The sequence below is a fragment of the Mycobacterium sp. 852013-50091_SCH5140682 genome (genome assembly GCF_001665685.1).
GTDB lineage: Bacteria > Actinomycetota > Actinomycetes > Mycobacteriales > Mycobacteriaceae > Mycobacterium.
Window position 1 is genome coordinate 84,431 of record NZ_LZTB01000100.1, and the last position, 24,419, is coordinate 108,849.

The window sequence follows — 24,419 nt, forward strand, 5'->3', positions numbered from 1 at the left end:
CATTACATTAAGGATGTGATGGCCCATGCGCGCACCGACGGTGCCTGCAGAAAATGAGCAGCGGTTGTCGCTGCTACTCGTCGAGGACGACCGAGCCGATGCGCTGCTGGTCGAGGAGTTGATCGCCGACGCCGACGCCGACATCGAGTTTCGTTGGGCGCAGTCGCTTTCCGACGCCGAACAGGCACTGTCCGCCACCCGGCCGCATTGCGTGCTCCTCGATCTGAATCTGCCCGACGCCATCGGGATCGACGCCTTGCACCGGCTGGCCAAGCTGGATGCCGCCATCCCGATCGTGGTGCTTACGGGTTTGCACGACGAGCATTTCGGCGTTTCTGCCGTTGCGTCGGGCGCGCAGGATTACCTGGTCAAGGGCCGGGTGGAGCCGCAGGTGCTGGTGCGCGCGGTGCGCTACGCCATCGAGCGCAAACGTGCCGAACTCACCGCCGTGGCCCTGCACGCCAGTCACCTGCGGGCGCAAGAGAATGCGCGGCTCGAGCGCGGGCTGCTCCCGTCCCCGTTGCTGCTCGGGGACCCGGGCGTCGAAATCATCACGCAATCCCTGCCCAGCCGCCAGGACGCCCTGATCGGCGGGGATTTCTACGATGTGGTGCAGACCAACGACCGGACCGTCCACGTGATGATCGGAGATGTCGCCGGTCACGGCCCGGATGCCGCAGCGTTGGGGGTGGCGCTGCGGATCGGCTGGCGCGCGCTGACATTCGCGGGGTTGCGGGGAAATGAGCGGATGCGCCAACTGGACCGGATACTGACCACCGAACGCCCGGGGACCGGAGTGTTCGCAACGCTGCTGAGCTTGGCGATCGATCCTGACAGCGGTCGCTACACGGCGGTGCGGGCAGGGCACCCCGGGATGCTCGGCCACGGCAGAAACTCTGTCGAATGGATCGAGCCGCCGGCCGGCCCCGCCCTGGGACTCGGCGCCGAGGAGTGGCCCGTCAACCAACTGCAGCTGGCAGAAGGGCAGGGCCTGCTGTTGCTCACCGACGGCTTGTTCGAGGGCCATGTGGGGGCCGGCGACGAACGCCTCGGGGAAGCCGGCCTGCTCCGGGTGGCTCGCACCTTGGCGGGGTTGCCGGGACGGGAGTTCGTCGACGCCCTCATCGGCCAAGCCGAGACCTACGCTCAACCGCATGGGGGTCTCACCGACGACATCGCGGTGATCCGGGTCGAGCGGTCTCCCCGATGAAGCTCACCGTCCAGGGCTGGCTCAACGTGGTGCTGGCGGCCATGGGCGGCATCGTGCTCGCGGGGGCTGTGGCCGGGGGGCTCATGATCCGCTGGACCGACCAGGTTTCCGATGATCTGATCAACCACCTGCAGCCCGCCCGGGTGGCTGCCTACCGGCTGCAGGCGGCGCTGCGCGATCAGGAAACGGCCGTCCGCGGTTACGCCATCGCGGCAGACCGGCAGTTCCTGCAGCCTTATGACGAGGGACAGAGCGTCGCCACCGCGGCCGCCGCCGACATCCGATCACTGGTGGGGGACCGCGAGGAGCAACTGGCCGATCTCGACGCGATTCAGCGGGCGGCGGACAAGTGGCGCAGTACGTATGCCGCTCCGCTCATCGTCAGCGTCACACCGGGCAGGCCCGCTGTCGTCGATGAGCGGACCGCCGAGCGCGGGAAGACCGAATTCGACGGTATGAGGACACTTTTCGACGCCCAGAACGCGCACCTCGAGCAGGTCAGGAACACGGCGCGCGATGAGCTGAACCGCAGCCGGACTTGGCGCGACGGAATGCTGATCGCCGTGATCGTCGCATTCGTCGCCACCGCGCTGCTGCTGGCAGTCTGGGTGCGTGGTGCGGTGATACGTCCGCTGGACGCACTTGCCGCGGCGTGCCGAAGGATCACCCAGGGCAACTTCGCTGACCGCATCGTCCCCAAGGGGCCCAAGGACATTCGGGCCATCTCGGTCGATGTCGAGGATATGCGGCAGCGGATCGTCGATGAGCTCGACGCTTCGCAGTCCGCGAAGGCGTCACTGGATGAGCAGGCCGACGAGCTGAGGCGGTCGAATGCCGAGCTCGAGCAGTTCGCCTACGTGGCGTCACATGACCTGCAGGAGCCGCTCAGAAAGGTTGCCTCGTTCTGCCAGTTATTGGAGAAGCGGTACGGCGACAAGCTCGATGAGCGCGGAATCGAGTACATCGGTTTCGCGGTCGATGGGGCAAAACGCATGCAGATACTGATCAACGATCTGTTGACCTTTTCCCGGGTGGGGCGGTTGGGCACCACTCGCGCAGAGGTGGATCTTGGGGCGACGCTGGCGTCCGCGTTGACCAATCTGTCTGCTGCTGTGGAGGATTCGGGCGCGGACATCGTGCTTCCGGCCGAACCGCTGCCCCACGTCGATGGGGACCCGACACTGCTGACGATGGTGTGGCAGAACCTGATCGGTAACGCGGTAAAGTTCAGCCGGGACGGCTTCGTGCCCCACGTCGCGATCGAGTATCAGCCCGACGGCGAGGCCTGGCTGTTCGCCGTGTCGGACAACGGCATCGGTATCGGTGAAGAATTCGCCGACAAGGTCTTCGTCATCTTCCAGCGATTGCACGGCCGGGATTCTTACGGCGGAACGGGTATCGGGCTTGCGCTGTGCAAGAAGATCGTCGAATACCACGGTGGCAACATCTGGATAGACACGTCGTATTCGGGCGGGACCCGGATCAATTTCACCCTGCCCCGAATGGAAGGAAACCCGCAATGACATCAGGCGCGGAACCGCGTGCGATCGACATCCTGCTGGTCGAGGATGATCCCGGTGACGAGCTCATCACCCGGGAAGCGTTCGAGCACAACAAGATCGAGAACAATCTCTACGTCGCCCGCGACGGCGAGGAGGGGTTGGACTTTCTGTATCGCCGGGGTGCGTTCCAGAACGCCCCGACACCTGACCTCATCCTGCTCGACCTCAATCTGCCCAAGTACGACGGTCGCCAGCTCTTGGAGAAGGTCAAATCCGACGCAGAGCTCTGCCACATTCCCGTCGTCGTGCTGACCACCTCGTCGGCCGAAGAAGACATTCTGCGCAGCTACAAGTTGCACGCAAACGCCTACGTCACCAAACCCGTTGACCTGGACCAGTTCATGAACGCGGTTCGGCAGATCGACGAGTTCTTCGTACAGGTCGTGCGGCTGCCTCAGTCCTGACCGGTCACAAGGAGCCGGAGATGTGGTCCCACTGCAGCCGCACCTGCGTGCCGACCGGTGACGAGTCGATGATCGCGTGATCGCAGAGTGCGCGCATCAGAGGTATGCCGCGACCGCGCGCCGGATTGTTCGTCGGCGGCCGGACGGACCGCCAGATGCCTTGGTCGGCAACGGTAACGGTGAGTACTGCCGCAGTCGGATCGTAGTCGGCACGCAGATGCATGACGCCGGGCTGCGACGAGCTCACATAGGCGAATTCCGCGGCATTGGCCAGTGCCTCATTGACTGCCAACAGCACGTCGCTGGCCTTGACCGAGTCGAGCATGAGATGGCTGTGCAACCAGTCCGAGAACTCATGCCGAACCTGGGCGGCCGCTTCTGGCACGGCAGCGACATCAACCTTCGCGAAGCACGCTGGCTGTTGTTGGTCTGACATGGCAACGTGAATCTCGTTTAATTCCTCATCGCGGCCAGTGCGTCGTCGAGAGTCGCGAACAACTTCACGACGTCGTCGATGCCGACAAGTTTGAGAGGCCGGCTGGTGGCCGGACCGTCGGCCACCACTGCGAACCGCACCGCGGGCTGCAGCGCGTTGTGTGAGGCGACGAGCACACCCATCCCGGCGGAGGCGAGGAAATCAACAGCGCTCATGTCGACCACGACCGCCGACGGTGAGCTCTTCGTGGCAGAACGAATGGCTTCCTCGAGCCGAGGCGCAGTCAGCATGTCCACTGTGCCCGATACCACCACGACGCTGATCTCACCGTCGCGGCGTTCTTCGACTGCGCAGTTGACCGCCGCTGCGGCAGTGTTCGGGCCCTCGGTGGGGATTGGCTGGCTGGTCATAGGGTCACCTCCGACGTGTTCGTGCGCCTATGGCGACAGTACAAGGACAAGCGGCATCGCCGCCGCCGCGCCCTGCATACCCACAACGGGGCGAACTCACACCTGCCGTTGGTCATTTCCTTGTATTCGCCCTGAGTACAACCCTTCGGCTTCGCGTCCTGCGTCCGTAGCGTCGACTCCGTGCGGATCTTCGTGGCAGATGCGGATGACTGGACCGAATTGACCGACGGCGCCGAGCCGGTGGTGCGGATCTCGGCGCCCGACCTGGCGCGGGCCCGGCGGATCCGGGCCGGTGTCGACGGAGACGTGGCGGTGATCCTCGACGTCACGGTCGCAGTCGGCGCTGATTTCCGGTCAGCCCGGCGCGCGTTGCAGGTGGCGACGGACGAGTCCAACGTGCGTTACGTCGGTACGGTGCTTGGGCTGGCGGGTCTGATCGCCGACATCGAGGCCGCCGGTGTGGCCGACGGGGTGACGCTGGTCGCGGCCGCCCCGGGCCAGGATCTGCGGGCCGTCGGTGTCGATGTGCAGCGTCTGCTGACCTCGCGGGCTCAGGCCAGGGCTTCGTAGAACTGCGTCAGGTAACGGGCGGTGCGCTCGGAACCCTCGACGCCCGGCCCCATCCGGTTCATCACGTAGGCGAAGGTGGTGCGCTGGTCGGGGTTCATCGTCTCCCACGAGCCGCCCCAGCCGCCCCAGAAGCAGATCTTCCCGTCGGGGATGAACGGCACTGTCTCGCGTTGCGGTAGCCCGAAACCCAGACCCCAGCGCAGAGGATGGCCGAGCAGCACCATATCGGGGCCCTCGAGCTCCAATGTGAAGATCGAGTCGACGGTCTCGGGCCGCAGCAGTTGGACGCCGTCCACGGTGCCGCCCAACGAGATCGCCGACAGGATCTTCGCCAGGGAGCGGGCATTGCCGTGCCCGTTGGCCGCCCCGATGTCCGCGGCGCGCCAGGCGGCGGTGTTGGCGACCGTCGGTGGTGGTGCCCCGAGGAACGTCTTGACAGCCGGCTCGGACAGTTGGTCCATCGGGATGTCGAGCGGCTCGGTGGCGGGTATCACCTCGGCGATCCGGCCGGTGTCCTCGGGGCGCGCACCGATCTGGAAGTCGGCGCCGAGTGGGTCTGCGATCTCGTCGCGCACGAACTCTTTGAGCGTCGTACCCGTCACACGCCGCAGCACCTCGCCGATCAGGTGTCCGTGGGTCAGGGCGTGGTAGCCGGGTGCGGTGCCCGGCGGCCACCACGGGGCCTGAGCCGCCAGCGCGGCCGTCGACTTCTCCCAGTCATAGATGTCCTCGGCGCCGAACGGTGGTTCCCAGCCGGACAAGCCCGACGAGTGCGTGAGCAGGTGCCGGAACTCGACATCCTGCTTGCCGTTTGCGGCGAACTCCGGCCAATAGGTGGCCACCGGCGCGGCAGCCTCGACCAGTCCGCGGTCGATCAGCATCAGCGCGGCCAGCGCCGTCACGGTTTTGGTCGAGGACCACACGTTGACGATGGTGTCCGCGGTCCACGGGCGGGTCCCGGCGGCGTCGGCGTATCCGCCCCAGATGTCGACGACCAGTTCGCCGTCGACATCGATGGCTATCGCGGCGCCGGTTTCCTCCCCACCGGCGATGGCCTCTGCCAGCGCGTCGCGCACGGGCTGGAAACGGGCAGCACAGTGGCCGTGCACGACGTCGTCCATCGTCACATCATGCGGTATCGGTTCAGCGTTGGGCGAGGATTCCGGTGAGCATCGCGGAAAGTATTCGCGCGACGCGAGATTCGACGTCGACGACCGCGTGCGCGAGGCTGGGCTCGCTGCGGTAGAGCGCGGCGATCTCGGGGCCGGGCGTGGCCATCTGCCAGAACGCGCCCGACAGCGACGTCGCGGCGGCCACCAGGTCGACACCGTCCTCCTCGGTCAGGGCCGGCAGCAGCCTGCGCGTGGCGGCGACGATCGCGTCGACCTCGGTGAGCGTCGCGAGCTTGAATGTGCGCACCGCATCGACGGAGACATTGCGTTCGAGGTTCATCGGGGCCTGGGCGAGCAGATCGCAGAACATCCCCCGCTCGGCGAGCGTCGCGGCGAACGTGGAACCGACTGCAGCGGGGGATATCTCGTCGGCGGCGTCCAAGCGTGCGCGCAGCGCGGCCGACCATTCCCGCCAGCCGTCGGCGGTGAGTCGCAAGAAGATCTCCTCACGCGTCTCGAAGTACCGCAACATGGCGGACTTGTGCATGCCGACGGCCGTCGCGATGTCGGTGAGGGTGATCTGCCGTATACCCAGCTCGGCGGCCAACCGCCGTGCGGCCTCGAGGATCGCCTCTTCCCGGGCCTGTTTGGCCGCGGAACTGCGGGCGCGCTGGAAGTCGTGGGTCGGCACAGACCGAGTCTAGCGCAACACTGTTGCGTTATTAACGAAACAGTGTTTTACTAACGGTATGAGCAAAGTCTGGTTCGTCACCGGTTCATCCCGCGGCTTGGGCCGCGCCCTGGTTCGTGCGGCGCTACAGGCGGGTGATCGCGTGGCAGCCACCGCCCGCAGGCCCGAGCAACTCGCCGACCTCGCTGCCGAGTTCGGCGAACGGGTCTATCCGCTCGCGCTCGACGTGACCGACCCGGCCGCAGCGGCTGCGGCACTGGCCGCGGCCCGCGACCGGTTCGGCCGCCTCGACGTGATCGTCAACAACGCCGGATACGCGAATGTGTCACCCATCGAGACCACCGACGACGCCGATTTCCGCGAGCAGTTCGAAACCAATTTCTGGGGCGTCTACAACGTGTCCAAGGCGGCCATCCCGATCCTGCGGGAGCAGCAGGGCGGCCTGGTCATCCAGTTCTCGTCCATGGGCGGTCGGGTCGGTGGCTCACCCGGGATCGCGTCGTATCAGGCCGCCAAGTTCGCGATCGACGGATTCTCCCGGGTGTTGCAGGTCGAGACCGCCCCGTTCGGCGTGCGGGTGCTTGTCGTCGAGCCGAGCGGATTCCGCACCGACTGGGCCGGGGCTTCGATGACCGTCCACGAGGTGCCCGACGCCTACGCCGACACCGTCGGGGCCATGCGCGCCGCCGCGGGCGACAGCGGAGCCATCATGGCGGGCGACCCGCAGCGGGCAGCCGAGATCCTGGTGAAAATGACTCGGCGCCAGGATATTCCGTACCATCTGCCGCTTGGCGTCAACGCCGCGGAGGGTTCCATTGCCCTCGATGAGCAACTGCTCGCCGACGACCGCAAGTGGCGTGCGGTCAGCCGGTCCGCCGACTTCAGCGAGCCCTATCCGGTGCCGTTCCCGCCTGAGGAGATGTCGCAAACTGTGTGATTCATGGCCGAAAGGACACGGCTCGATCGGCGGCTTTCTCCGCAGACTTGCTGCATGACCAATACCGCCATCGAATCCATTGCCGACATCGTCATACCCGACACCCAGCTGGTGCGGGACATCACCGAATACATCCGTGAAGCGGAGAGCGATCTGCTGTTCGACCACTCGCGCCGGGTGTTTCTGTTCGGTGCGCTGCAGGGCCGTCGCCGCGGGCTGCAGCCTGACCTCGAATTGCTCTATGCCGGCGCGATGTTCCACGACATCGGGCTCACCAAGCCTTACCGCGACTCTCAGTTGCGGTTCGAGGTCGACGGTGCCAACGCGGCGCGGGAGTTCCTGCTGGCGCGTGGTGTCGACGAGGCCGACGCGCGAAAGGTGTGGCTGGGCATCGCATTGCACACCACGCCGGGCGTGCCCGAGTACCTCGAACCGGAAATCGCCTTGGTGACAGCTGGTGTCGAGACCGACGTGCTGGGGATCGGCCGCGACGATCTCTCAGCGGACGCGCTGGCCGCGGTCACCGCCGCGCACCCGCGGCCCGACTTCAAACGCCAAATCCTGCAGGCCTTCACCGACGGCAACAAGCACCGGCCGCGCAGCACGTTCGGCAATGTCAACGCCGATGTGCTTGAGCACTACGACCCGTCGTTCGTCCGGGACGATTTCGTCCAGATCATCCTCGACAACGGCTGGCCCGAGTAGCGACCGGTTGTCAAAACGGTGGATCGTTCGGACCGGGTGGAGGTGCCGGTGCTTCGCCCGGGCACGCTCGATGCGACGTGGGCGGCTCTCAAATCGGTCGCGGGCGAGCGGCTTTGGCTGCCGGCAGACGGGGCGGCCGAGACGCGGGAACAGATCTGCGTTGTGACCGTGGTGCTCTGTGCCGACGAGGTACCGCGCCGCAACGGATCTGAGCCGCTATCGCCCGCACCATCTATGGAGGGTGACCGGCAGGCGGTGCCGAACCATGTTGCACGACAACGGACTAAGCCACCGCTGACAGTTCACCGTATCGGCGCGACAACGGCAGTAGCGCAACGGGACTCGCAGCACCTATTTCGGCACGGGTGAAGGCATGCCGTGCAACACCGCTACTCACTGCGCGCTGAGACGGCCAGTTCTGTACCGCACAGGTGGAGTCTGCACAGGTAGTACCTCGATGCCATCGAGTGAAGCGATGACGATTCGATTGCTCGATGCCGAGCCGCCCGCCGAGCCAAGTCGGGCCGAGCCGCTACCTCACAGCACGGGATTCGCCACCATGCCACCATCTCGCTGGTCGCAGGATTCCCCGCTGAGCGCCATCCCGCATGGTCACCAGAGGGACTGTCCCGCAGGGGATCTCAGCACCACCATCCGGCATCGCCACCACCCCAGCAGTGGCACCATCCCGCGCACTGTCACCATCCCGAAAGGGACTGTCACACACGGAGTCTCGGACTCTGGCATTACGGTAAGGATATCCGACCATTCGACCGGCGCAGCAAGGGGGTGGCACCATCCCGTCCCCCGTGTCTCATGCGGCACATGGCCGAAACTGCTGATTCTGCTGCGTACGCCTTACCGAGCAGGCAATATGCCCGACTCGCACAGGTGGTTGTCCTCCCGTCCTGGTGGCCTTGGGGGCTGGCCTGGTGGTCGGTGACCGCGACTGCCACCGTGCCGTGCCGACTTTCAAGGAAGATTCCGCCCGTCTGTTCGACAATCGCGGCGAATGACATGGTGAGTGTGAACGAAGGGCGAGATGGGCCGGTGGAGGCGGAGGCGTGGCGCCGGAGAATCGTGCCGATCCGCTTAGCCAAGACGGCGCAATCACTCGACGACAGCCGTTTTGGGAAACAGGCCAATGCGACCTTCGTTGGGGTTGAGCGTGAAGGCAATGTGATTGATTGAGTCGTTAAGGTCCCCTGGCGGCGAGATATTTTCGATAACTATTAGCTGCACGTCGTCACGAGTCGCCAGATCCTCGTAGAACGCCTCTGACGTTGTTCGAGGGGCATTATCGGCCCATGCCGGGTCGTCCACATCTGGTTCCCGGTAAGTAACGAGTGGGGAATCAAGCACCACGAAACCTGGCGACGGAAGACTTCGGTCAGCGCAGTAACGGACCAGCGCCACACTAAATGCCGCATGTTGCAGTGCGCGCACCCCCTTGCCCCGGCTCTCCCGGGAACGACCCCCGATAATGAAGTCGCGAGATCGTCGGTCGTACCGTACTGGGCTCGCCCCTTGGACGTGCCACGCTTCGAGTGCAGATTGCATGTAAGAGCAGAACTCCGACAACGCCGCGGACGACGGCCTTTCGGCTGCGGAGGCAATCGCCTCTTGCTCGTCTGCGGCCACTTGGGCGCGTAAAGCATCCACTGCCTGAATGTGTTCGTGGATCGTCACAGCACGTTCCACGGAGGAGCGCTTGTTCAGCAATTCTTGGAGTTGCGCGCGATTCGGACGAAGCGCTGCGTCCAACTGGCGAAGCTGCGATGACAATGAATCCGATTCTCTTCTAAGAACTGTGAGTTGGCGCTGTGCCGAGCGAGCGCGGTCACGCACGTCCTGCAAGGTCTGACTGAGGTCAGCAGCGAGCCTCTCGATCTTTGTGCGCTCCGCGTCGACCGCCGCGCCGAGAGCCGTTAGCTCGGACTCTTGGTGGAACTCCCAGTGCTGATGTTCGGTAGCGGCGCCGCAGAGGACACAGACGTCCGGATTAGACAGCGCCAGTAGCGTTCCCGCTTCTCCGATCATCTCTAGCCGCTCAAGGTCGGAGGCGTACTGGACGGAAAGCAGTTGGAATCGATTGAAGAGATCGGACAACTCAACCAGGTCAGAGGTGGTCTGGTCGATCGTTTGGCTGACCGCCGCTCTGCGCTGAACGATCTCGTCTCGCTGCTGAAGTTGTTCCTCTAGCGACGCAGTCTCGGCGGTTACACTCTCGGCCAGTCGACCGAGTTGGGCGCGAAGTTCGGACAGTGGCGCGGCGGAGGGCGATTGATCACCAAGCACCGCGACGACGCTGTCCAGAAGGCGAGTTCGACTTTCCGATAGCCGCCTCTCCTCAGCCGAGGGGGCCGTCACTGTCAGGCCGGAAAAATCTTCGCCTTCAATCAGTACGCTGAAAACCGATTCTTCGACCGTTGCGGTTGCGAACTGATTTGTCGGAGTCACGGGGGAAACTTCGGACTGCATACTCGTCTCGTCAATAATTGCTAGATGCGCAAGGTCACGAAAACTCATTGTCCGCGTCACGTTTCGCGCGTTCCGACGGACCAGTGCGCCTGCGAGGCCGATACTGTCCAATAAGAAGTTAGACAAGTTGTCCAGGTTTCGGTGGTTATGGGTTTTCGATAAGAGGCGGGGCTCGTCGGCCGACCCTGTCGTATCGACATGACCATCTCGAAGTTCGTAATTGTCGCCGTCTATACGGCGCGCTATTGACAAATTACGAGAATCGGTCCCCGTAATGGTGATGTGCATTACCACGTAGTCATATGACTCTATTTCTGGGATCCGGCGACGAAGTGTCGACGAACCCAACATAAAGTTGATTAGATCGAGCACAAATGATTTGCCGCTATCGGACGGCCCAGACACGATATTTAATCCTGAGCGGAACTCTAGAATGGCGTCAACTGCTGACCGAGACTTTACGATCAACCGATCTATCTGGATCCCGGCGCTCATGACAAACCTTCTGGGTTAACATCGAACTCTTCGCTCCATGCACTGAATATTGCGGCCAAGCGGCTACGAATCTCGCTGTCGCTCAATCCATCGAATTCTTGAGTCACCCATGACGCGCGATCAGTCAGTTTCAGGGAGTATTCATTCGACATGCTACTTAGAAAACCATCAGCGTCTTCTGATGCGGCATACAGTATTCCGGATGTGTTCGCTAATACGTCAATCAAACCTGCTCGCCTTAAGATCGTTAGGCCTTGTTCGATCAAAGTTCTCTTGATACCCATCTCTCCTGATCGACCGGGAACCGCAGGATGAATGCTATCTGGCCCGCCTAGATCGAAGCTATGCAAAAGCGAGTAGTCGAACAGCACTAGTCGATTCATATCGAGAGCAGAGGGGAAGGCGGCGTTGAGCATGACGAGAATGCGGATGCCGACCTCGATTGGGCTGTTTAATGGCTCCATACGCTCACTCTTTGACCCAGTCAAGGCGATCCTCATTTGCAAGCTGGTGACAAATCCCCTTCTTGTCGACAGGCTTCGAAACTGTGATTAGCGCATTTCCGCTCAGCTGCACATTGCAGGCAGCGTTCAGAACGCTTGTTAGCCGGTCGAGACCGTCCTTGTGGGAGCTTTGTTCAACTTCGACAACTCCATCGTAAATCTCGTCCTGAAGGGATTCGAAAGTCCTTGGCGGGACTTTATCGCGTGCGAATGTGCGCAACGCTTCTGCACTGAAGAAACTTACTCGTTGCCGGGATAAATGGTTTTTGTACCACTCGATTGCCGCGACATCGGCCCACGTCATATCGAGCTTGCCTTCTCGTTCTCGATAGGCAGTCATGAGTTTCTCGACGTAAACCGCTTCTTCGCTGATGAATTCGTGCGGAGGACTTGGGGAGGGCGGCCGCTCTTCGAGTTGGCCACCGAAACGAAAAAGGTGGTAGGGACTATCACGGTGGATTTCAACTATATGGTCTAACTGCTCCACATCGAAGACCGATAGGTCGATGCTAGACAGTGCGTCGGCAACCGTGGCGCGGAATGCTTTTTCGGCTTGTTTTAATGCGCCGTCATCTTTGAGGGCATCCATTAAGGCTGTGTGCAATTGATCTGTATGTGAAAGCAGATGGCTTAATTTGGGGCCCGCGCCTTTGGGGGCGACGAAACGATAACGTCGCGGCATCGTGAAGATGCCTTCCGCTACACCGTGAATTATCTTGGCGATTTCGGGGTAGGCATCGGTTGGACGCAAGGCATGCTCGTAGTGCTTGCACTGAAAGCAATCCTATTCTCCCTTCAAGCCGTCGTCGGTCACGAATCCGACAACATCGCGCCCACGATCGCCTGAGCCGCTGAATCGTTTAACGCTTCTATATTCTGAAGTTAAGCAGTTCGCCCATTCAAGAATAAATTCCTCCCATTCGTCTGGGGGGTAGACCCGAAGTATCTGACTAGGTTTCAGTCGAGGTCCGGCGAGTTGCGAAGTTGTCAAAACCGGCTGTTCGGACGGCTGCAGCAGGTCATGGGGAGTGGCGTCCGCGATACCGCTCGAAGTCAATGGCCCTCACCCTCCGGGAAAATTTCCTGCCCAGTCGGCCAGCTTACGTGCAGCGCACAGCCAGTTCGTTGCAAACCAATAGGTGTGTTCATGCCACTCTGGGGCTCGGATGCCGCGCGGTTCGGATTGGGTCGCTTCGGATCATTCCCACCAGTCCGGAATCTGCTGCGAGTATTTCATTGTCCCGTAGATCAGCCCGTCCGAGTGGCGGGAGTACGAAGCCTTCATGTAGCGATCCGCGAAATGTAGTTTTAGCACGTCAATCTCGTCGTCGCCGATTTTGAGACCTGCTGGCATGAACGCGAGTGCTAGCTCCGGCTCGCCGACGCTGCGCTCGTCGTTTCGCAGGGTCAGATGGGCTAATGGGTTGGGCTTCCGACCAGTCTTGTGGGGCACGATGATTGGTTTACCGGCCAACGCGTCCAAGACTTGATTCAGGGTGTTCTCGGCGACGATCCCTGCGCAGAAGATCAGATACTCGCCCAGGTCCAGTTCGCCGCTCATTATCGAGGATGCGTTTAGGAGTGTGTTAGGTATCGTTCCGCTCATGTGTGAACCAAAGGTGTTGGCATACATCGAAATAACGCGTTCCCAGTTATTTACCCTTCTTGGAGTGCCTCCGCGCACCACCAACGCCGTCATGTCTGACCACTCGTTGAGGTTGACCAGGCGGGTTGCGATCTGGTGTGGGTGATCCTGGTCCTCCGGCGTCACCGGTATGGCTCCGGCCGAGAGAACGACCGAGGGGCCGTCGTGGGCGGCCCGCGTAACCAATACCTCGGGTATGGCAACACCCTTCCTTCTGCACAACCTTCGGATTACGTCATCACCCTGGCCTCTTACGATCAGGGTTCTTAGAACCGCCGCTACATCGGCGACTGCGCCCGCCGCGCCGTTCTCCAATGCGGAGAGATGACGAGTTAGCCTCTGACCCAACTCGATAGCACCGGCAACGAAGTCTTCGTCGCTGATTGCCTGCGGTGCGTACCTCTCACCTTGCGACTTCGATTGCCTTCCCTTTTTCGCCATGACTTGCCGTGGTTCCTGCTCAGAATGCCGAGAAGCCGTCAACGCTCACCGTCATTCCATGCCCAGTCGCATCATTCATGAAGGTGGTGCCCTCACTTGTCGGGGTGATCGTCCAACCAATAGCCCGGTATACCGTGCCGTAGGTCATCGTCACGTAGTCGGGGTCACCTGGATCTCCGTAGAGCCATTGCCATGCACCGCGTGAGGTGACGCCGACACCGGACGCGGGCATCCCGTTGTCGCTCGGCCCAAGCTGTCTGGTGAAGTGAACGTTGCACTGCACGTCACCAGCGGTCATCGCACAGACGGTCCGCCCGGAGACTGTTCGCACGTGCACGTTTCCGTAGCCGTCCATGGGCAGCGTGACGGGTGCAGGCGGCTGGCTCGGTGATGGTGGCGGCGTTGCTGGGGCCGGTGTCTCGGTCGGGGACGGAGGAGTCGTCGCGACCTCTGTGCTCGTCGGAGCCGCTGTCACCCCAGTTGGCGGTTCCGCCCGATGGCGCAGATACACGAATGCGATCACTACAGCGACCGCAACCAGCGCGACACTCGCGGCCACCACCAGAACGGTGATCCGCCCCGGCGTCAGCCGTCGCTGCGGCGGCCAGTCCTCGCCGTCATCGAGCGACCAGGCGGTGTGCGCCTCGGTCTCATTGATCGCTCCGCCTAGCTCGGTCGGTGCCACCCCCGTTGGGGCGTCGTCGTCGCGCGCTTCCCCCATGCACGGATGGTAGCGAGCTGAGACATGCTCTGAGCAGGTAATCATGGTCGTGCCGTCTGAGGCGCGACGCGCCGAAGGAATCACCAACAGTCCGTCGCGGGACAGGTCTACGGTGGCCCTTCTGATCCTCAGACGCATTTAGGAGAGCACCTGATGTCCGAAGACGAACAGGTGAAGATCATCCGACTGGACCTCACACCGCAGTCCATGAGCAAATGGCGAGAGGTCCACAATGAGCACCCCGTGCGCTATCCGGTGCTGCTTAAGCTGTCGCGCCCGCTGGACCCGTTCGAGCTTCATGCCTTAAAGTTCTTTCACAGCGACACATTCATCCCCGCTGAAAACGATGAGTCCTTGCTGATCATGTCTCAGACCACGTTAGAGGAAGTGCGGGAAGCGATTTCAGATCTGACCGAACAGATCAATTACGCAGTTCAGGTTGGGAAATCACGCAGAGACGCCGCTGCCAAGGAGGATTCACGGATGTTCGATCTGCTGAGCGAGATCAATCACGAACTTTCCGGCGACTAGGTGCGCTGCATGCTTCACTCGCGTGTGGGATGCCATGGCCCTCAACATTTGGCCGCCAGGCGGGCAGGCAGCTCAATAGTCTCTCACCCAGTCGCTAATGTTGTCGGCACAGGCATTTCAGGTTGGACGCGACGGTCAGCCCACCCGATGCCGGATCGGCATGATCGAACGGCACGGTGTGGTCGATGTCGCAGATCTCGGCAGAACGGCCGCAGCCCGGGAACCGGCAGGTCAGGTCACGGAAACGGACCCAGCGTTCGAGAGCTGTCCTGATACATCACAGGGCCCGACAAGTCCCGCCGGCTCAGCTACCAGTTGTAGAACCCGCCCTCAGGGCCCAGCATCCGTTCCAGCCGGGCCCGGTTGATCCGGGCCAGTTCGTTGCGGACCACCTTGCGTTCGGTCTCGGTGTCGTTGTGAAGGCGGTAGGTGATGCAGTCGAGCACCTCGGTCGGATCGCAGTTGGGCGTGCACATGACGAACCCGAAACCGAACCGGTCGCGATAGCGGACCAAGGCGTCGTCGAACTGCGCCGTCACGTCGGGCAGGTCGGGCCAGCGGCACCCGATCAGCGGGTAGGCCTGCAGCACAGCGTCGATGGAATCCTCGCCCAGGCTGAACAGCAGTTCGTCAGCCTTCTGGAACAGGCTCTCGTGGTCGGCGTACGGACGCGACCGGGCCAGGTCGGCGGACACCAGCACGCTGTAACAGCATTCGTAGGCCGCGTGCACCGCGCGCCGCATCGGCAATGCGTTGTACGCGTCAAGCCCCATGCCCTGATGCATCAACACACGACCATCATCGAATGCGCAGAGTACGGGGGTATTACCCCGTGTTACGGGGACGCTAAATCAGTGCTGGTTTGTGGGGACTAGTGTCCCTCGGCCTTGAACCGCTCGACCGATCGCTTCAACTCGGCCTCGGCCTCTTCGCGGCCGGCCCAGTCGGCGGCCTTGACGAACTTGCCCGGCTCCAGGTCCTTGTAGTGCACGAAGAAGTGCTTGATGGCGTCGAGTTCGAACTGCGACACGTCGCCGACGTCCTGGATGTGATCCCAGCGCGGGTCGCCGGCCGGGACACACAGCAGCTTGTCGTCGCCGCCTGCCTCGTCGGTCATCTTGAACATCGCGACCGGTCGCGCTTCGACGATGCAGCCCGGGAACACCGATTCGGTCAGCAGCACCAGCGCGTCCAGCGGGTCGCCGTCCTCACCGAGAGTGTTCTCGAAGAAGCCGTAGTCGGCGGGGTAGGCCATCGGCGTGAAGAGGTAGCGGTCGAGCTTGACCCGGCCCGTCTCGTGGTCAACCTCGTACTTGTTGCGTGAACCCTTCGGGATCTCGATGACGACGTCGAACTCCACCGTCGTGGCTCCTTCGCATCTGCGGATAAGTCATGGGTCGTCGGGCGACGACGCGGGTCAACCCTAATCCAGCGATAGGCTGGCGCAGCGGGGTGCCTGGTCCCCGTCGATGAATGAGCAGGAGAACTATGCGGCCCACTCGGTGGCGGCGTTCCACCCACGTGGCGGTGGGCGTCGTGGTTCTGGCGCTGGTTGCCGCCGTGGTCGCCGTTGCTGCCATTCTGACGGGGCGCCAATCCAGCGACGCTGCCGCAGCCAAACCCGCACCACCGGCCGCGACGGCCAGTCCGGAGATCACGCCGGTCGACATGTCGGCGCCGAGCCCCACCGTCGGTGGCCTGGCCGCCGCGCTGGCGCCCGCCCTGGCCAACCCCGACCTCGGCGAGATCACCGGCCGGGTGACCGACGCCGCCACGGGCGCCCAGCTGTGGGAGCAGGACGCTGACACCCCGATGCAGCCGGCGTCGGTCAACAAGGTGCTCACCACCGCGGCGGCGCTTCTCACGCTGGACCGGGGGGCTCGGCTGACCACCACCGTCGTGGCCTCCGATCAACAGCCCGGGCTGGTGGTGCTCAAAGGCGGCGGCGACACCACGCTTTCAGACGCCCCGGCCGGTACCGATACCTGGTACAAGGGCGCCGCCCGGATCAGCGATTTGGCGGATCAGATCCGGCAGAGCGGGGTGCGGGTCACCGCGGTCGCGGTCGACACCAGCGCCTACACGGGGCCGACGATGGCTCCGGGCTGGGATCCCGCCGACATCGGTGGCGGTGACATCGCGCCGATGGAACCCGTGATGCTCGACTGCGGCCGCATCCAACCGGCCACCGTCGATTCCCGACGCACCACCACCCCGGCTCTGGAGGCAGGCAAGGCCCTGGCCGTCGCACTGAGGGTCGATCCCTCGACGGTGACGGTGTCGGCCACCCGGCTGGCGCAGTTCGGCGGCAGGCAGATCGCGCAGGTGCAGTCGGCCCCGCTGATCGAGCGGCTGCGCCAGATGATGAACGAGTCGGACAACGTGATGGCCGAATCCATCGCGCGCGAGGTCGCCGATCAGCTGAATCACTCGCAGAGCTTCGACGGCGGCGTCCAATCTGTGCTCGGGCAGCTGCAGAGCGTCGGTATCGACACCAGCGGCGCCAAGCTCGTCGACTCCAGCGGACTGTCGGTGTTCGACCGGCTGACTGCGAGGACACTCGACGGCGTGGTCACCGCAGCCTCGGGCACCACCGAACCCAAGCTGCGGCCACTGGTCGACCTGCTCCCGGTGGCCGGTGGCAGCGGCACGCTGTCCAACCGTTACCTCGACACCGAATCCGGGCGGGCGGCAGCCGGATGGCTTCGCGCCAAGACCGGCTCACTCACCGGCACCAACGCGCTGGCCGGGATCGTCACCGACGCCAGCGGTCGGGTGCTGACGTTCGCATTGCTGTCCAACAACGCCGGAGCGACCGGCCGCATCGCCATCGACGCCGTGGCGGCCGTGCTGCGCTCCTGCGGGTGCGGCGCATGAGCCGCCCCTCCGCGCTGACCGCGGGCCGCGCCGTCGACTGGGAGTTCGCCGCGACGGTCGGCGCCAAGCTGGCCCGCCCGGCCCCGGCGTTCACCGATTACACGCGCAAGATCGCGATCGACCAGCTCTACGAGAGCGCTCGTTCCGCCGAGATGCCGGTGCGCGAGGTGACCGGGCTCAATGAGGGCGCGGAGGTTCCCGAGGCCCGCGTCGTCGACCGTCCTGACTGGATCCGCGCGGCCACCCGGTCGATGCGGGTGATGACGGGCGGGGCCGACGACCCGGAACACAAGCCCGGGTTCATCACCGGGCGCGTCACCGGCGCGCAGACCGGTGCGGTGCTGGCGTTCATCTCGTCGGGCATTCTCGGCCAGTACGACCCGTTCGCGCCCGATGGTGGCGAGCTACTGCTGGTGTATCCCAACGTGATCGCGGTGGAACGCGAATTACGCGTCACCCCAGCGGATTTCCGGCTGTGGGTGTGCCTGCACGAGGTCACGCACCGCGTGCAGTTCCGCGCCAACCCGTGGCTGACCACGCACATGTCCGACGCGCTGGCCGTGCTGACCCAGGATGCCGGCGACGATGTCGCCGCAGTGGCGGGGCGGCTGGCCACCTATGTCCGGAATCAACGCAACGGCGCTGCGCCCGAACCGGGTTCGACGGGTGTGCTCGGCCTGGTGCGGGCCGTGCAGGCCGAGCCGCAGCGCAAGGCGCTCGATCAGCTGCTGGTGCTGGGCACCCTGCTGGAGGGCCACGCCGATCACGTCATGGACGCCGTCGGCCCGGCGGTGGTGCCGTCGGTCAACATCATCCGGCGCCGCTTCGATGAGCGCAGGCAACGCAAGCAGCCGCCCGTGCAGCGGCTCGTGCGGGCGCTGCTCGGCTTCGACGCCAAGCTCAGCCAGTACACCCGCGGCAAGGCCTTCGTCGACCATGTGGTGTCCGCGGTCGGTATGGCCCGGTTCAACACCGTCTGGTCCAGCGCCGAAACCCTGCCGCTGCCAACAGAAATCGACGAACCGCAGCGATGGATCGATCGGGTGCTCTAGCTACGCTGCGGCGTGCGGTGGCAGCGGCCGGTGCGCACATCGACGGCGACCACTGGTGTGTGGCCCTCTCCGGTGGTCCGGACTCGTTGGCGCTCACCGCGATTGCCGCGACGCAGCGGCCCACCACTGCGCTGATCGTGGACCACGGCCTGCAGGCAGGCTCGGGGGAGGTGGCCGAGGCGGCGCGAGAGCAGGCGCTGCGAGCGGGTTGTGTTGCCGCACAGGTGTTTTCGGTTCAGGTGGGTACCGCGGGTGGGCCCGAGGCGGCAGCGCGGACGGCGCGCTACGCCGCCCTCGACACAGCTCGCGCCGGTGCGCCGGTGCTGCTCGGCCACACTCTCGACGATCAAGCCGAGACGGTGCTGCTGGGGCTGGGCCGAGGTTCGGGACCACGGTCGATCGCCGGGATGCGGCCACACGACCCGCCGTGGCATCGGCCGCTGTTGGAGGTTCGTCGCGCGCTGACCCACGCGGCGTGCGACGAACTCGGACTCACGCCGTGGCACGACCCGCACAACAGCGATGCGCGGTTCACGCGGTCGCGGTTGCGTCACGAGGTCATGCCGGTGCTCGAGGACGTGCTGGGCGGTGGGGTGGCCGAGGCGCTCGGCCGCACGGCCAGGGCGTTGCGCGAAGACTCCGATGCGCTCGACGAGCTGGCCCGGCACGCCCTCGACGACGCGGCCACCGGTGACGGCGGCCTGGACACCGCCCGCCTGGCCGCGCTGCCCGACGCGCTGCGCCGCCGCGTCATCCGCGGCTGGCTGATGTCGGGCGGGGCCAGCGGGCTCACCGACACCCAGATCCGCGCGGCGAACCGGTTGGTCACCGCGTGGCGAGGGCAGGGTGGCGTGGCTGTGGGCTCGGCCTTGCGCCGTCAAAGGTTGATCGCCGGCCGCCACGGCGGGGTGCTGAGGCTCCACATCGAACCCGTGTAGCTAGGCTGTTCCCCGTGGCCGTCGACTCTGCCGAACCGTATGCAGGAGACATCAAATCGGTGCTGTTGTCCGAGGAGCAGATCCGGACCCGCACTGCCGAACTGGCCGAGATGATTGCCGAGGAGTATCGCGACAACCTCGGCAGCGACGACCTGCTGCTGGTGACCGTGCTCAAGGGTGCGGTCATGTTCGTCACCGATCTGGCGCGTTCCATCCCGCTGCCCACCCAGCTGGAGTTCATGGCAGTCAGCTCCTACGGCTCGTCGACCTCGTCGTCGGGTGTGGTGCGCATCCTCAAGGACCTCGACCGCGACATCAACGACCGTGACGTGCTGATCGTCGAGGACATCATCGACTCCGGGCTCACGCTGTCGTGGCTGCTGCGCAACCTGGCCACCCGCCATCCGCGCTCACTGCGGGTCTGCACGCTGCTGCGCAAGCCCGAAGCCGTCAAGACCGAGCTCGATGTCGCGTATGTGGGCTTCGACATCCCCAACGAGTTCGTCGTCGGGTACGGCCTGGACTTCGCCGAGCGCTACCGGGACCTGCCCTACATCGGCACCCTCGAACCGAAGGTCTACGAGCAGCCCTAAGCGGGAGGCCTACCAAACGGCACTAAGCCGGAGGCTTATAAAACGGCACGGCGCCGGAGGCTTACCAAAGGGCATCCAGCGGCGCAGAATCGCACGCATGGCCGACACGAGCACCGCCCTGCGGATCTGCCCCTTCTGCGAGGCCACCTGTGGCCTGACCCTCACCATTTCCGACGGCCGGGTGACCGGCGCCCGCGGTGACCGCGACGACGTGTTCAGTGCCGGGTTCATCTGCCCGAAGGGCGCGAGCTTCGGGCAGCTGGACAACGATCCCGACCGGCTGACGCGCCCGCTGGTACGCCGCGACGGCGTGCTGACCGAGACCACCTGGGACGAGGCGTACGCCGTCGTCGCCGAGCGGCTCGGCGCGGTGATCGGCCGGCATGGCGGATCGTCCGTCGGCGTGTACCTCGGCAACCCGAATGCCCACACCATCGCGGGCAGCCTTTACGCGCCACTGATCATCCGCGGCCTGGGCACCCGGCAGGTGTTCAGCGCCAGCACGCTCGACCAGATGCCCAAGCACGTCTCGCTGGGCTTGATGTTCGGCAGCCCGGTCGCGTTCACCGTGCCGGATCTCGACCGCACCGACTATCTCGTCATCATCGGCGCGAACCCGCTGGTGTCCAACGGCAGCCTGGCCACCGCCGCCGACTTCCCCGGCAAGCTGCGGGCGTTGCGCAACCGCGGCGGCACGCTCGTCGTCATCGACCCGGCCCGCACCCGCACGGCCGAACTCGCCGACCGTCACCTCGCGCCGCGGCCCGGCACCGACGCCGCGCTGCTGTTCGCGATCGTGCACGTGCTCTTCGACGAAGACCTTGTCGACCTCGGCGACGTCGCCGAGCACGTGACCGGGGTCGAACAGGTGCGTGCGCTGGCCGACGAATTCTCCCCCGAGGCCGTCGAGCAGGCTTGCGGGGTGCCCGCCGCGGATATCCGCACGCTGGCCCGCGAACTCGCGGCGGCCCCGACCGCGGCCGTCTACGGCCGGATCGGCACGTCGACAGTCGAGTTCGGCACGATCGGCAGCTGGCTCGTCGACGTCATCAACGTCCTCACCGGCAACCTCGACCGTCCGGGCGGCGCGATGTTCCCGCTCGGTGCGACGGCTCCCGCCCCGCGCCCGCCGAAACCGGGCCGCGGGTTCAAGACCGGGCGCTGGGCCAGCCGCGTGTCCGGCTACCCCGAGGCACTCTCCGAGCTGCCCGCCGCCGCGCTCGCCGAGGAGATCGACACCGCGGGCGAAGGCCAGATCAAAGCGATGATCACGGTGGCCGGAAACCCCGTGCTCTCCGCACCCGACGGCGAGCGGCTCGAAAAGGCCTTGGACAGTGTCGAATTCATGCTTGCCGTCGACCCCTACCTCAACGAGACCACGCGGCACGCCGACGTCATCCTGCCGCCGCCACCCCCGGCGCAGAGCGCCCACTTCGACGTCGCACTCAACAACCTCGCTGTGCGCAACAACGTGCGCTACTCGTCGCCTGCGCTGCCGCTCGACGGGCGGCCCGCCGAGCCCGAGATCCTGTCCCGGCTCGCGCTCATCCTGTATGGCCTTGGGGCACAATCAGATCCAGCTCTGGTCGACGCGCAGGTGATCGCGACGACGCTGGCGAAGGAGACCGCCGACCCCGATTCGCCGGTGGCGGGACGCGATGTCGACGAGCTCACCGCGATGCTGTATCCGGGCCCGGGCTACGAACGCCGCCTGGACATGATGCTGCGGCTCGGGCCCTATGGCGACGCGTTCGGCGCCAAGCCCGACGGGCTCACGCTCGAACGGCTCAAGGCCCATCCGCACGGCATCGACCTCGGCCCGCTGCGCCCGCGGATACCCGAGGTGCTGCGAACCCCAAGCGGCCGAATCGAACTCGCGCCGGAGCCCATCGTTGCCGACGTGGCGCGGCTGCGTGACGCGCTGCACCGCACGGCAGGCGGTTTCCTGCTGATCGGGCGGCGGCATCTGCGGTCCAACAACAGCTGGATGCACAACCTGCCCGCACTCTCCGGTGGTTCCAACCGGTGCACGCTACAGATCCACCCCGACGACGCGGCCGAGCTGGGTCTCACCGACATCGCCGTCGTCAAGGGCCCTGGCGGTGAGCTGCTGGCCCCTGTCGAGGTGACCGACGGCATGCGCCGCGGTGTGGTCTCCCTGCCGCACGGTTGGAGCCCGGAGCGCGGTGTCAACGTCAACCAGCTCAACGACGGCACGCAGCTGGACCCGCTCTCTGGCACCGCGGTGCTCAACGGGATCCCCGTCGACATCGCGCCCGTCGCCGGCTGAGCCGGCAATCCAGCTCAGGCTAGCTCAGGTCAGTTCCCAGACGACTGTCACCGCGAAGTTGACGGTCTGCTGGCCCGGCTCCAACGGCACCGAGTCCATGGACATGCGGGGCATCGGGGCGGGCGTCGGCGGCGTGGGACCGGACTGCTCGGAGATCGAGATGACCTTGCCCAAGTCGAGCCCAGAGAGCTGGGCATACTGCTCCGCGCGGCTCTTGGCATCGTTGAACGCTTGCGCGCGAGCATCTTTGACCAGCTGAGAGTCGTCCTCGATCGAGTAGCTCACCGAGTTGATGCGCGTGGCGTCCCCGCCCGTGTTCGCGATGAGCGCCAGCAGCTGTGACGCCGCGGTGATGTCGCGGATCTTGACGTCGATGGCGTTGCTGGCCCGGTACGCGATCGTCGTGCCGTCGGCATTGGTCTGCGGTTGCACGCTGACGTGCGTGGTGCTGATGTCCTTGCGATCCACCTTGTTGCCCACCAGCGCGTCGATCACGGCCTGCTGGCGCTGGCTCGACTGGCTGAGCGCGGCGGTGACGTCCCCCGAGACCGACTCCATCGCCACGTTGGCGGTCAGCGTGTCGGGCGTGCCCTGCACCTTGCCGGAGCCGATGACGGTGACCTGCCGGGTGTCGGGTGAGCCGCTGCGGGCGTCGGGGCCGGACTTGGCGTCGCATGCCGACACCCCGGCGATCAGCAGAGCCGCCAGCACGGCGACGAGAGCACGGGTTCGCAACTTCGCATTCGCGGCGATCGCCATGCCACCGGACCCTACCGGCATGTCACAGCCCACTGAGGAACTCCAGCAGCACCGCGTTGATCTCGTCGGGCCGCTCCTGCTGCAACCAGTGCCCGGCGCCCTCGATCAGCACTTCGCGGTAATCCCCGCTGACCACGTCACGCACCCGGTCACGCGGGGTGAAACCGAGTACCGGGTCGGCGGTGCCCGCCACGAACAGCGTCGGCGCCGTGATGGTCGGGGCAGGCGTGTTCTCGGTCAGCTCCCAGTTGCGGTCGAAGTTGCGGTACCAGTTCAGCGGTCCGGTGAACCCCGTCTCGGTGAAAGCCTCGATGTAGTGCTCGAATTCGTCGGCGGTGACCCAGTCCGGCAGCGGTGGCAGGGGCCGGTTGCGCAGCGTGTCCGGGGGAGCGCTGATGCCCTCGAGCGTGATCAGCCGGCGCATCGATTCCCGGGGATCGACGGCAAGTTCGGCGTCGGCGACGCCGGGTTCCTGGAAGTACAGGATGTAGAAGAAATTGTCGCCGACCATCTTGCGCCAGATCTGCGTCGGCGGGGCCGATGCCCGGGGCACGGGAGGCACGCTCATCGCGACGACGGCGCGGACGCGCTCGGGATGGAAGAGCGCGAAGTTCGTCATCACCGGCGAGCCCCAGTCGTGGCCGACGAGCACGGCGCGGTCGGCTCCGACGGCGTCGAGCAGCCCGGCGATGTCGGAGGTGAGCGCGACGATGTCGTAATCCTCGATCGCGGGCGGCCGCGACGAGCCGCCGTAACCGCGCTGATCGGGCGCGAGCACGTGGTAGCCGGCCGCTGCCAGGACCGGGATCTGATGTCGCCACGAGTAGGCGAGTTCGGGGAAGCCGTGGGCGAGCACGACGACGGGATTGCCGGGCTCACCCGCCTCGGTCACCCGCAATGTCACGCCGTTGGTATCGACTGACCGTTCGGTCGGGATGGGCACGACCTCACCCAAGCATGGCCGGCGGCCGAGGGCTAGACCACCGTCGGGAACTGCCCGACGTTGGTCTAGCGGTAGCCTGAAAGCTCTCAACTGTGCACGTTGGAAGGACCGGG

General features: G+C 64.9%; 25 protein-coding genes and 1 pseudogene. 12 read left to right on the forward strand and 14 right to left on the reverse strand.

Annotated features, from left to right (window positions below):
* The first annotated feature begins 25 nt into the window (after positions 1 to 25).
* The 3 genes from A5784_RS25190 to A5784_RS25200 are packed head-to-tail and all read left to right on the forward strand — an operon-like array spanning position 26 to position 3,176.
* Positions 26 to 1,210 carry a PP2C family protein-serine/threonine phosphatase gene (locus A5784_RS25190; RefSeq protein WP_064947594.1) on the forward strand — a complete coding sequence of 395 codons (1,185 nt, stop codon included), beginning with the start codon at positions 26 to 28 and terminating at the stop codon, positions 1,208 to 1,210.
* Positions 1,207 to 2,733, forward strand: coding sequence for a sensor histidine kinase (locus tag A5784_RS25195; protein WP_064947595.1), 1,527 nt, complete (start codon positions 1,207 to 1,209; stop codon positions 2,731 to 2,733). The genes A5784_RS25190 and A5784_RS25195 overlap by 4 nt, the downstream gene beginning before the upstream one ends.
* The gene (locus tag A5784_RS25200; RefSeq protein WP_064947596.1) at positions 2,730 to 3,176 is read left to right on the forward strand and encodes a response regulator; all 447 of its coding nucleotides are present in this window, start codon (positions 2,730 to 2,732) and stop codon (positions 3,174 to 3,176) included. Before A5784_RS25195 ends, A5784_RS25200 begins: the two co-directional genes overlap by 4 nt.
* 4 nt (positions 3,177 to 3,180) lie before the next feature.
* On the opposite strand, the gene A5784_RS25205 is transcribed toward A5784_RS25200, so the two are convergent.
* Together A5784_RS25205 and A5784_RS25210 are read right to left on the reverse strand one after the other, a co-directional pair.
* Positions 3,181 to 3,612 carry an ATP-binding protein gene (locus tag A5784_RS25205; RefSeq protein ID WP_064947597.1) on the reverse strand — a complete coding sequence of 144 codons (432 nt, stop codon included), beginning with the start codon at positions 3,610 to 3,612 and terminating at the stop codon, positions 3,181 to 3,183.
* A gap of 17 nt (positions 3,613 to 3,629) precedes the next feature.
* Positions 3,630 to 4,022 (reverse strand): STAS domain-containing protein, encoded by a 393-nt coding sequence (locus A5784_RS25210; RefSeq protein ID WP_064947598.1) that lies wholly within the window; start codon positions 4,020 to 4,022, stop codon positions 3,630 to 3,632.
* Between the two features lie 180 nt (positions 4,023 to 4,202).
* Between A5784_RS25210 and A5784_RS25215 the strand changes: the two genes are divergently transcribed.
* Positions 4,203 to 4,592 carry a hypothetical protein gene (locus A5784_RS25215; RefSeq protein ID WP_197514867.1) on the forward strand — a complete coding sequence of 130 codons (390 nt, stop codon included), beginning with the start codon at positions 4,203 to 4,205 and terminating at the stop codon, positions 4,590 to 4,592.
* Here A5784_RS25215 and A5784_RS25220 read toward each other — a convergent pair.
* Positions 4,574 to 5,713: a serine hydrolase domain-containing protein gene (locus A5784_RS25220; protein WP_064947599.1), complete on the reverse strand. Its 1,140-nt coding sequence runs from the start codon at positions 5,711 to 5,713 to the stop codon at positions 4,574 to 4,576. The genes A5784_RS25215 and A5784_RS25220 overlap by 19 nt on opposite strands.
* A 22-nt stretch (positions 5,714 to 5,735) precedes the next feature.
* Positions 5,736 to 6,395: a TetR/AcrR family transcriptional regulator gene (locus A5784_RS25225; protein WP_064947600.1), complete on the reverse strand. Its 660-nt coding sequence runs from the start codon at positions 6,393 to 6,395 to the stop codon at positions 5,736 to 5,738.
* Between the two features lie 58 nt (positions 6,396 to 6,453).
* Here A5784_RS25225 and A5784_RS25230 point away from each other — a divergent pair, with 58 nt between their 5' ends.
* Together A5784_RS25230 and A5784_RS25235 are read left to right on the forward strand one after the other, a co-directional pair.
* Positions 6,454 to 7,332 carry an SDR family NAD(P)-dependent oxidoreductase gene (locus A5784_RS25230; RefSeq protein WP_064947601.1) on the forward strand — a complete coding sequence of 293 codons (879 nt, stop codon included), beginning with the start codon at positions 6,454 to 6,456 and terminating at the stop codon, positions 7,330 to 7,332.
* Positions 7,333 to 7,386: 54 nt separating this feature from the next.
* Positions 7,387 to 8,037, forward strand: coding sequence for an HD domain-containing protein (locus A5784_RS25235; protein ID WP_064947602.1), 651 nt, complete (start codon positions 7,387 to 7,389; stop codon positions 8,035 to 8,037).
* A 1,110-nt stretch (positions 8,038 to 9,147) separates the two neighbouring features.
* Here the strand turns inward: A5784_RS25235 and A5784_RS25240 are convergent.
* The 5 genes from A5784_RS25240 to A5784_RS25255 all read right to left on the reverse strand — a co-directional run bounded on the left by A5784_RS25240 (position 9,148) and on the right by A5784_RS25255 (position 14,323).
* Positions 9,148 to 11,013 carry a hypothetical protein gene (locus tag A5784_RS25240; protein WP_064947603.1) on the reverse strand — a complete coding sequence of 622 codons (1,866 nt, stop codon included), beginning with the start codon at positions 11,011 to 11,013 and terminating at the stop codon, positions 9,148 to 9,150.
* A complete protein-coding gene (locus A5784_RS38460; RefSeq protein ID WP_156750762.1) occupies positions 11,010 to 11,477 on the reverse strand; it encodes an ABC-three component system middle component 2 in 468 nt (155 codons plus the stop codon). Before A5784_RS38460 ends, A5784_RS25240 begins: the two co-directional genes overlap by 4 nt.
* Before the next feature lie 4 nt (positions 11,478 to 11,481).
* Complete coding sequence (locus tag A5784_RS37805; RefSeq protein WP_156750763.1) at positions 11,482 to 12,267, reverse strand: ABC-three component system protein; 786 nt, start codon at positions 12,265 to 12,267, stop codon at positions 11,482 to 11,484.
* A gap of 447 nt (positions 12,268 to 12,714) precedes the next feature.
* The gene (locus A5784_RS25250) at positions 12,715 to 13,602 is read right to left on the reverse strand and encodes a hypothetical protein (RefSeq protein ID WP_064947604.1); all 888 of its coding nucleotides are present in this window, start codon (positions 13,600 to 13,602) and stop codon (positions 12,715 to 12,717) included.
* Positions 13,603 to 13,621: 19 nt separating this feature from the next.
* Positions 13,622 to 14,323, reverse strand: coding sequence for a hypothetical protein (locus tag A5784_RS25255; RefSeq protein ID WP_064947605.1), 702 nt, complete (start codon positions 14,321 to 14,323; stop codon positions 13,622 to 13,624).
* Positions 14,324 to 14,476: 153 nt separating this feature from the next.
* On the opposite strand from A5784_RS25255, the gene A5784_RS25260 reads away from it, so the two are divergent.
* Complete coding sequence (locus tag A5784_RS25260; protein WP_064947606.1) at positions 14,477 to 14,854, forward strand: hypothetical protein; 378 nt, start codon at positions 14,477 to 14,479, stop codon at positions 14,852 to 14,854.
* Between the two features lie 97 nt (positions 14,855 to 14,951).
* On the opposite strand, the pseudogene A5784_RS39335 reads toward A5784_RS25260, so the two are convergent.
* The 3 genes and pseudogenes from A5784_RS39335 to A5784_RS25270 all read right to left on the reverse strand — a co-directional run.
* Positions 14,952 to 15,119 (reverse strand): annotated as a pseudogene (locus A5784_RS39335) (HNH endonuclease signature motif containing protein); the annotation flags it as partial.
* 43 nt (positions 15,120 to 15,162) lie between these two features.
* Entirely contained in the window at positions 15,163 to 15,645 is a 483-nt protein-coding gene (locus A5784_RS25265; RefSeq protein WP_082945063.1) for a 2-oxo-4-hydroxy-4-carboxy-5-ureidoimidazoline decarboxylase, read from the reverse strand.
* Between the two features lie 80 nt (positions 15,646 to 15,725).
* Positions 15,726 to 16,214, reverse strand: a complete 489-nt coding sequence (locus tag A5784_RS25270) for an inorganic diphosphatase (RefSeq protein WP_064947608.1) — start codon at positions 16,212 to 16,214, stop codon at positions 15,726 to 15,728.
* Positions 16,215 to 16,342: 128 nt separating this feature from the next.
* Here A5784_RS25270 and dacB point away from each other — a divergent pair, with 128 nt between their 5' ends.
* The 5 genes from dacB to A5784_RS25295 all read left to right on the forward strand — a co-directional run bounded on the left by dacB (position 16,343) and on the right by A5784_RS25295 (position 22,604).
* Positions 16,343 to 17,731, forward strand: coding sequence for a D-alanyl-D-alanine carboxypeptidase/D-alanyl-D-alanine endopeptidase (dacB, locus tag A5784_RS25275; protein ID WP_064947609.1), 1,389 nt, complete (start codon positions 16,343 to 16,345; stop codon positions 17,729 to 17,731).
* Positions 17,728 to 18,783, forward strand: a complete 1,056-nt coding sequence (locus A5784_RS25280; RefSeq protein WP_064947796.1) for an Rv3626c family coenzyme F420 biosynthesis-associated protein — start codon at positions 17,728 to 17,730, stop codon at positions 18,781 to 18,783. The genes dacB and A5784_RS25280 overlap by 4 nt, the downstream gene beginning before the upstream one ends.
* Complete coding sequence (gene tilS, locus A5784_RS25285) at positions 18,762 to 19,721, forward strand: tRNA lysidine(34) synthetase TilS (RefSeq protein ID WP_064947610.1); 960 nt, start codon at positions 18,762 to 18,764, stop codon at positions 19,719 to 19,721. The genes A5784_RS25280 and tilS overlap by 22 nt, the downstream gene beginning before the upstream one ends.
* 5 nt (positions 19,722 to 19,726) lie before the next feature.
* A complete protein-coding gene (gene hpt / locus A5784_RS25290) occupies positions 19,727 to 20,314 on the forward strand; it encodes a hypoxanthine phosphoribosyltransferase (protein ID WP_502687543.1) in 588 nt (195 codons plus the stop codon).
* A 97-nt stretch (positions 20,315 to 20,411) separates the two neighbouring features.
* Positions 20,412 to 22,604 carry a molybdopterin-dependent oxidoreductase gene (locus tag A5784_RS25295; RefSeq protein ID WP_064947612.1) on the forward strand — a complete coding sequence of 731 codons (2,193 nt, stop codon included), beginning with the start codon at positions 20,412 to 20,414 and terminating at the stop codon, positions 22,602 to 22,604.
* A 24-nt stretch (positions 22,605 to 22,628) separates the two neighbouring features.
* Here A5784_RS25295 and A5784_RS25300 read toward each other — a convergent pair whose 3' ends face one another.
* Complete coding sequence (locus A5784_RS25300) at positions 22,629 to 23,363, reverse strand: SIMPL domain-containing protein (protein WP_064947797.1); 735 nt, start codon at positions 23,361 to 23,363, stop codon at positions 22,629 to 22,631.
* 22 nt (positions 23,364 to 23,385) lie between these two features.
* Positions 23,386 to 24,306: an alpha/beta fold hydrolase gene (locus A5784_RS25305; protein WP_197514868.1), complete on the reverse strand. Its 921-nt coding sequence runs from the start codon at positions 24,304 to 24,306 to the stop codon at positions 23,386 to 23,388.
* Positions 24,307 to 24,419 lie beyond the last annotated feature (113 nt).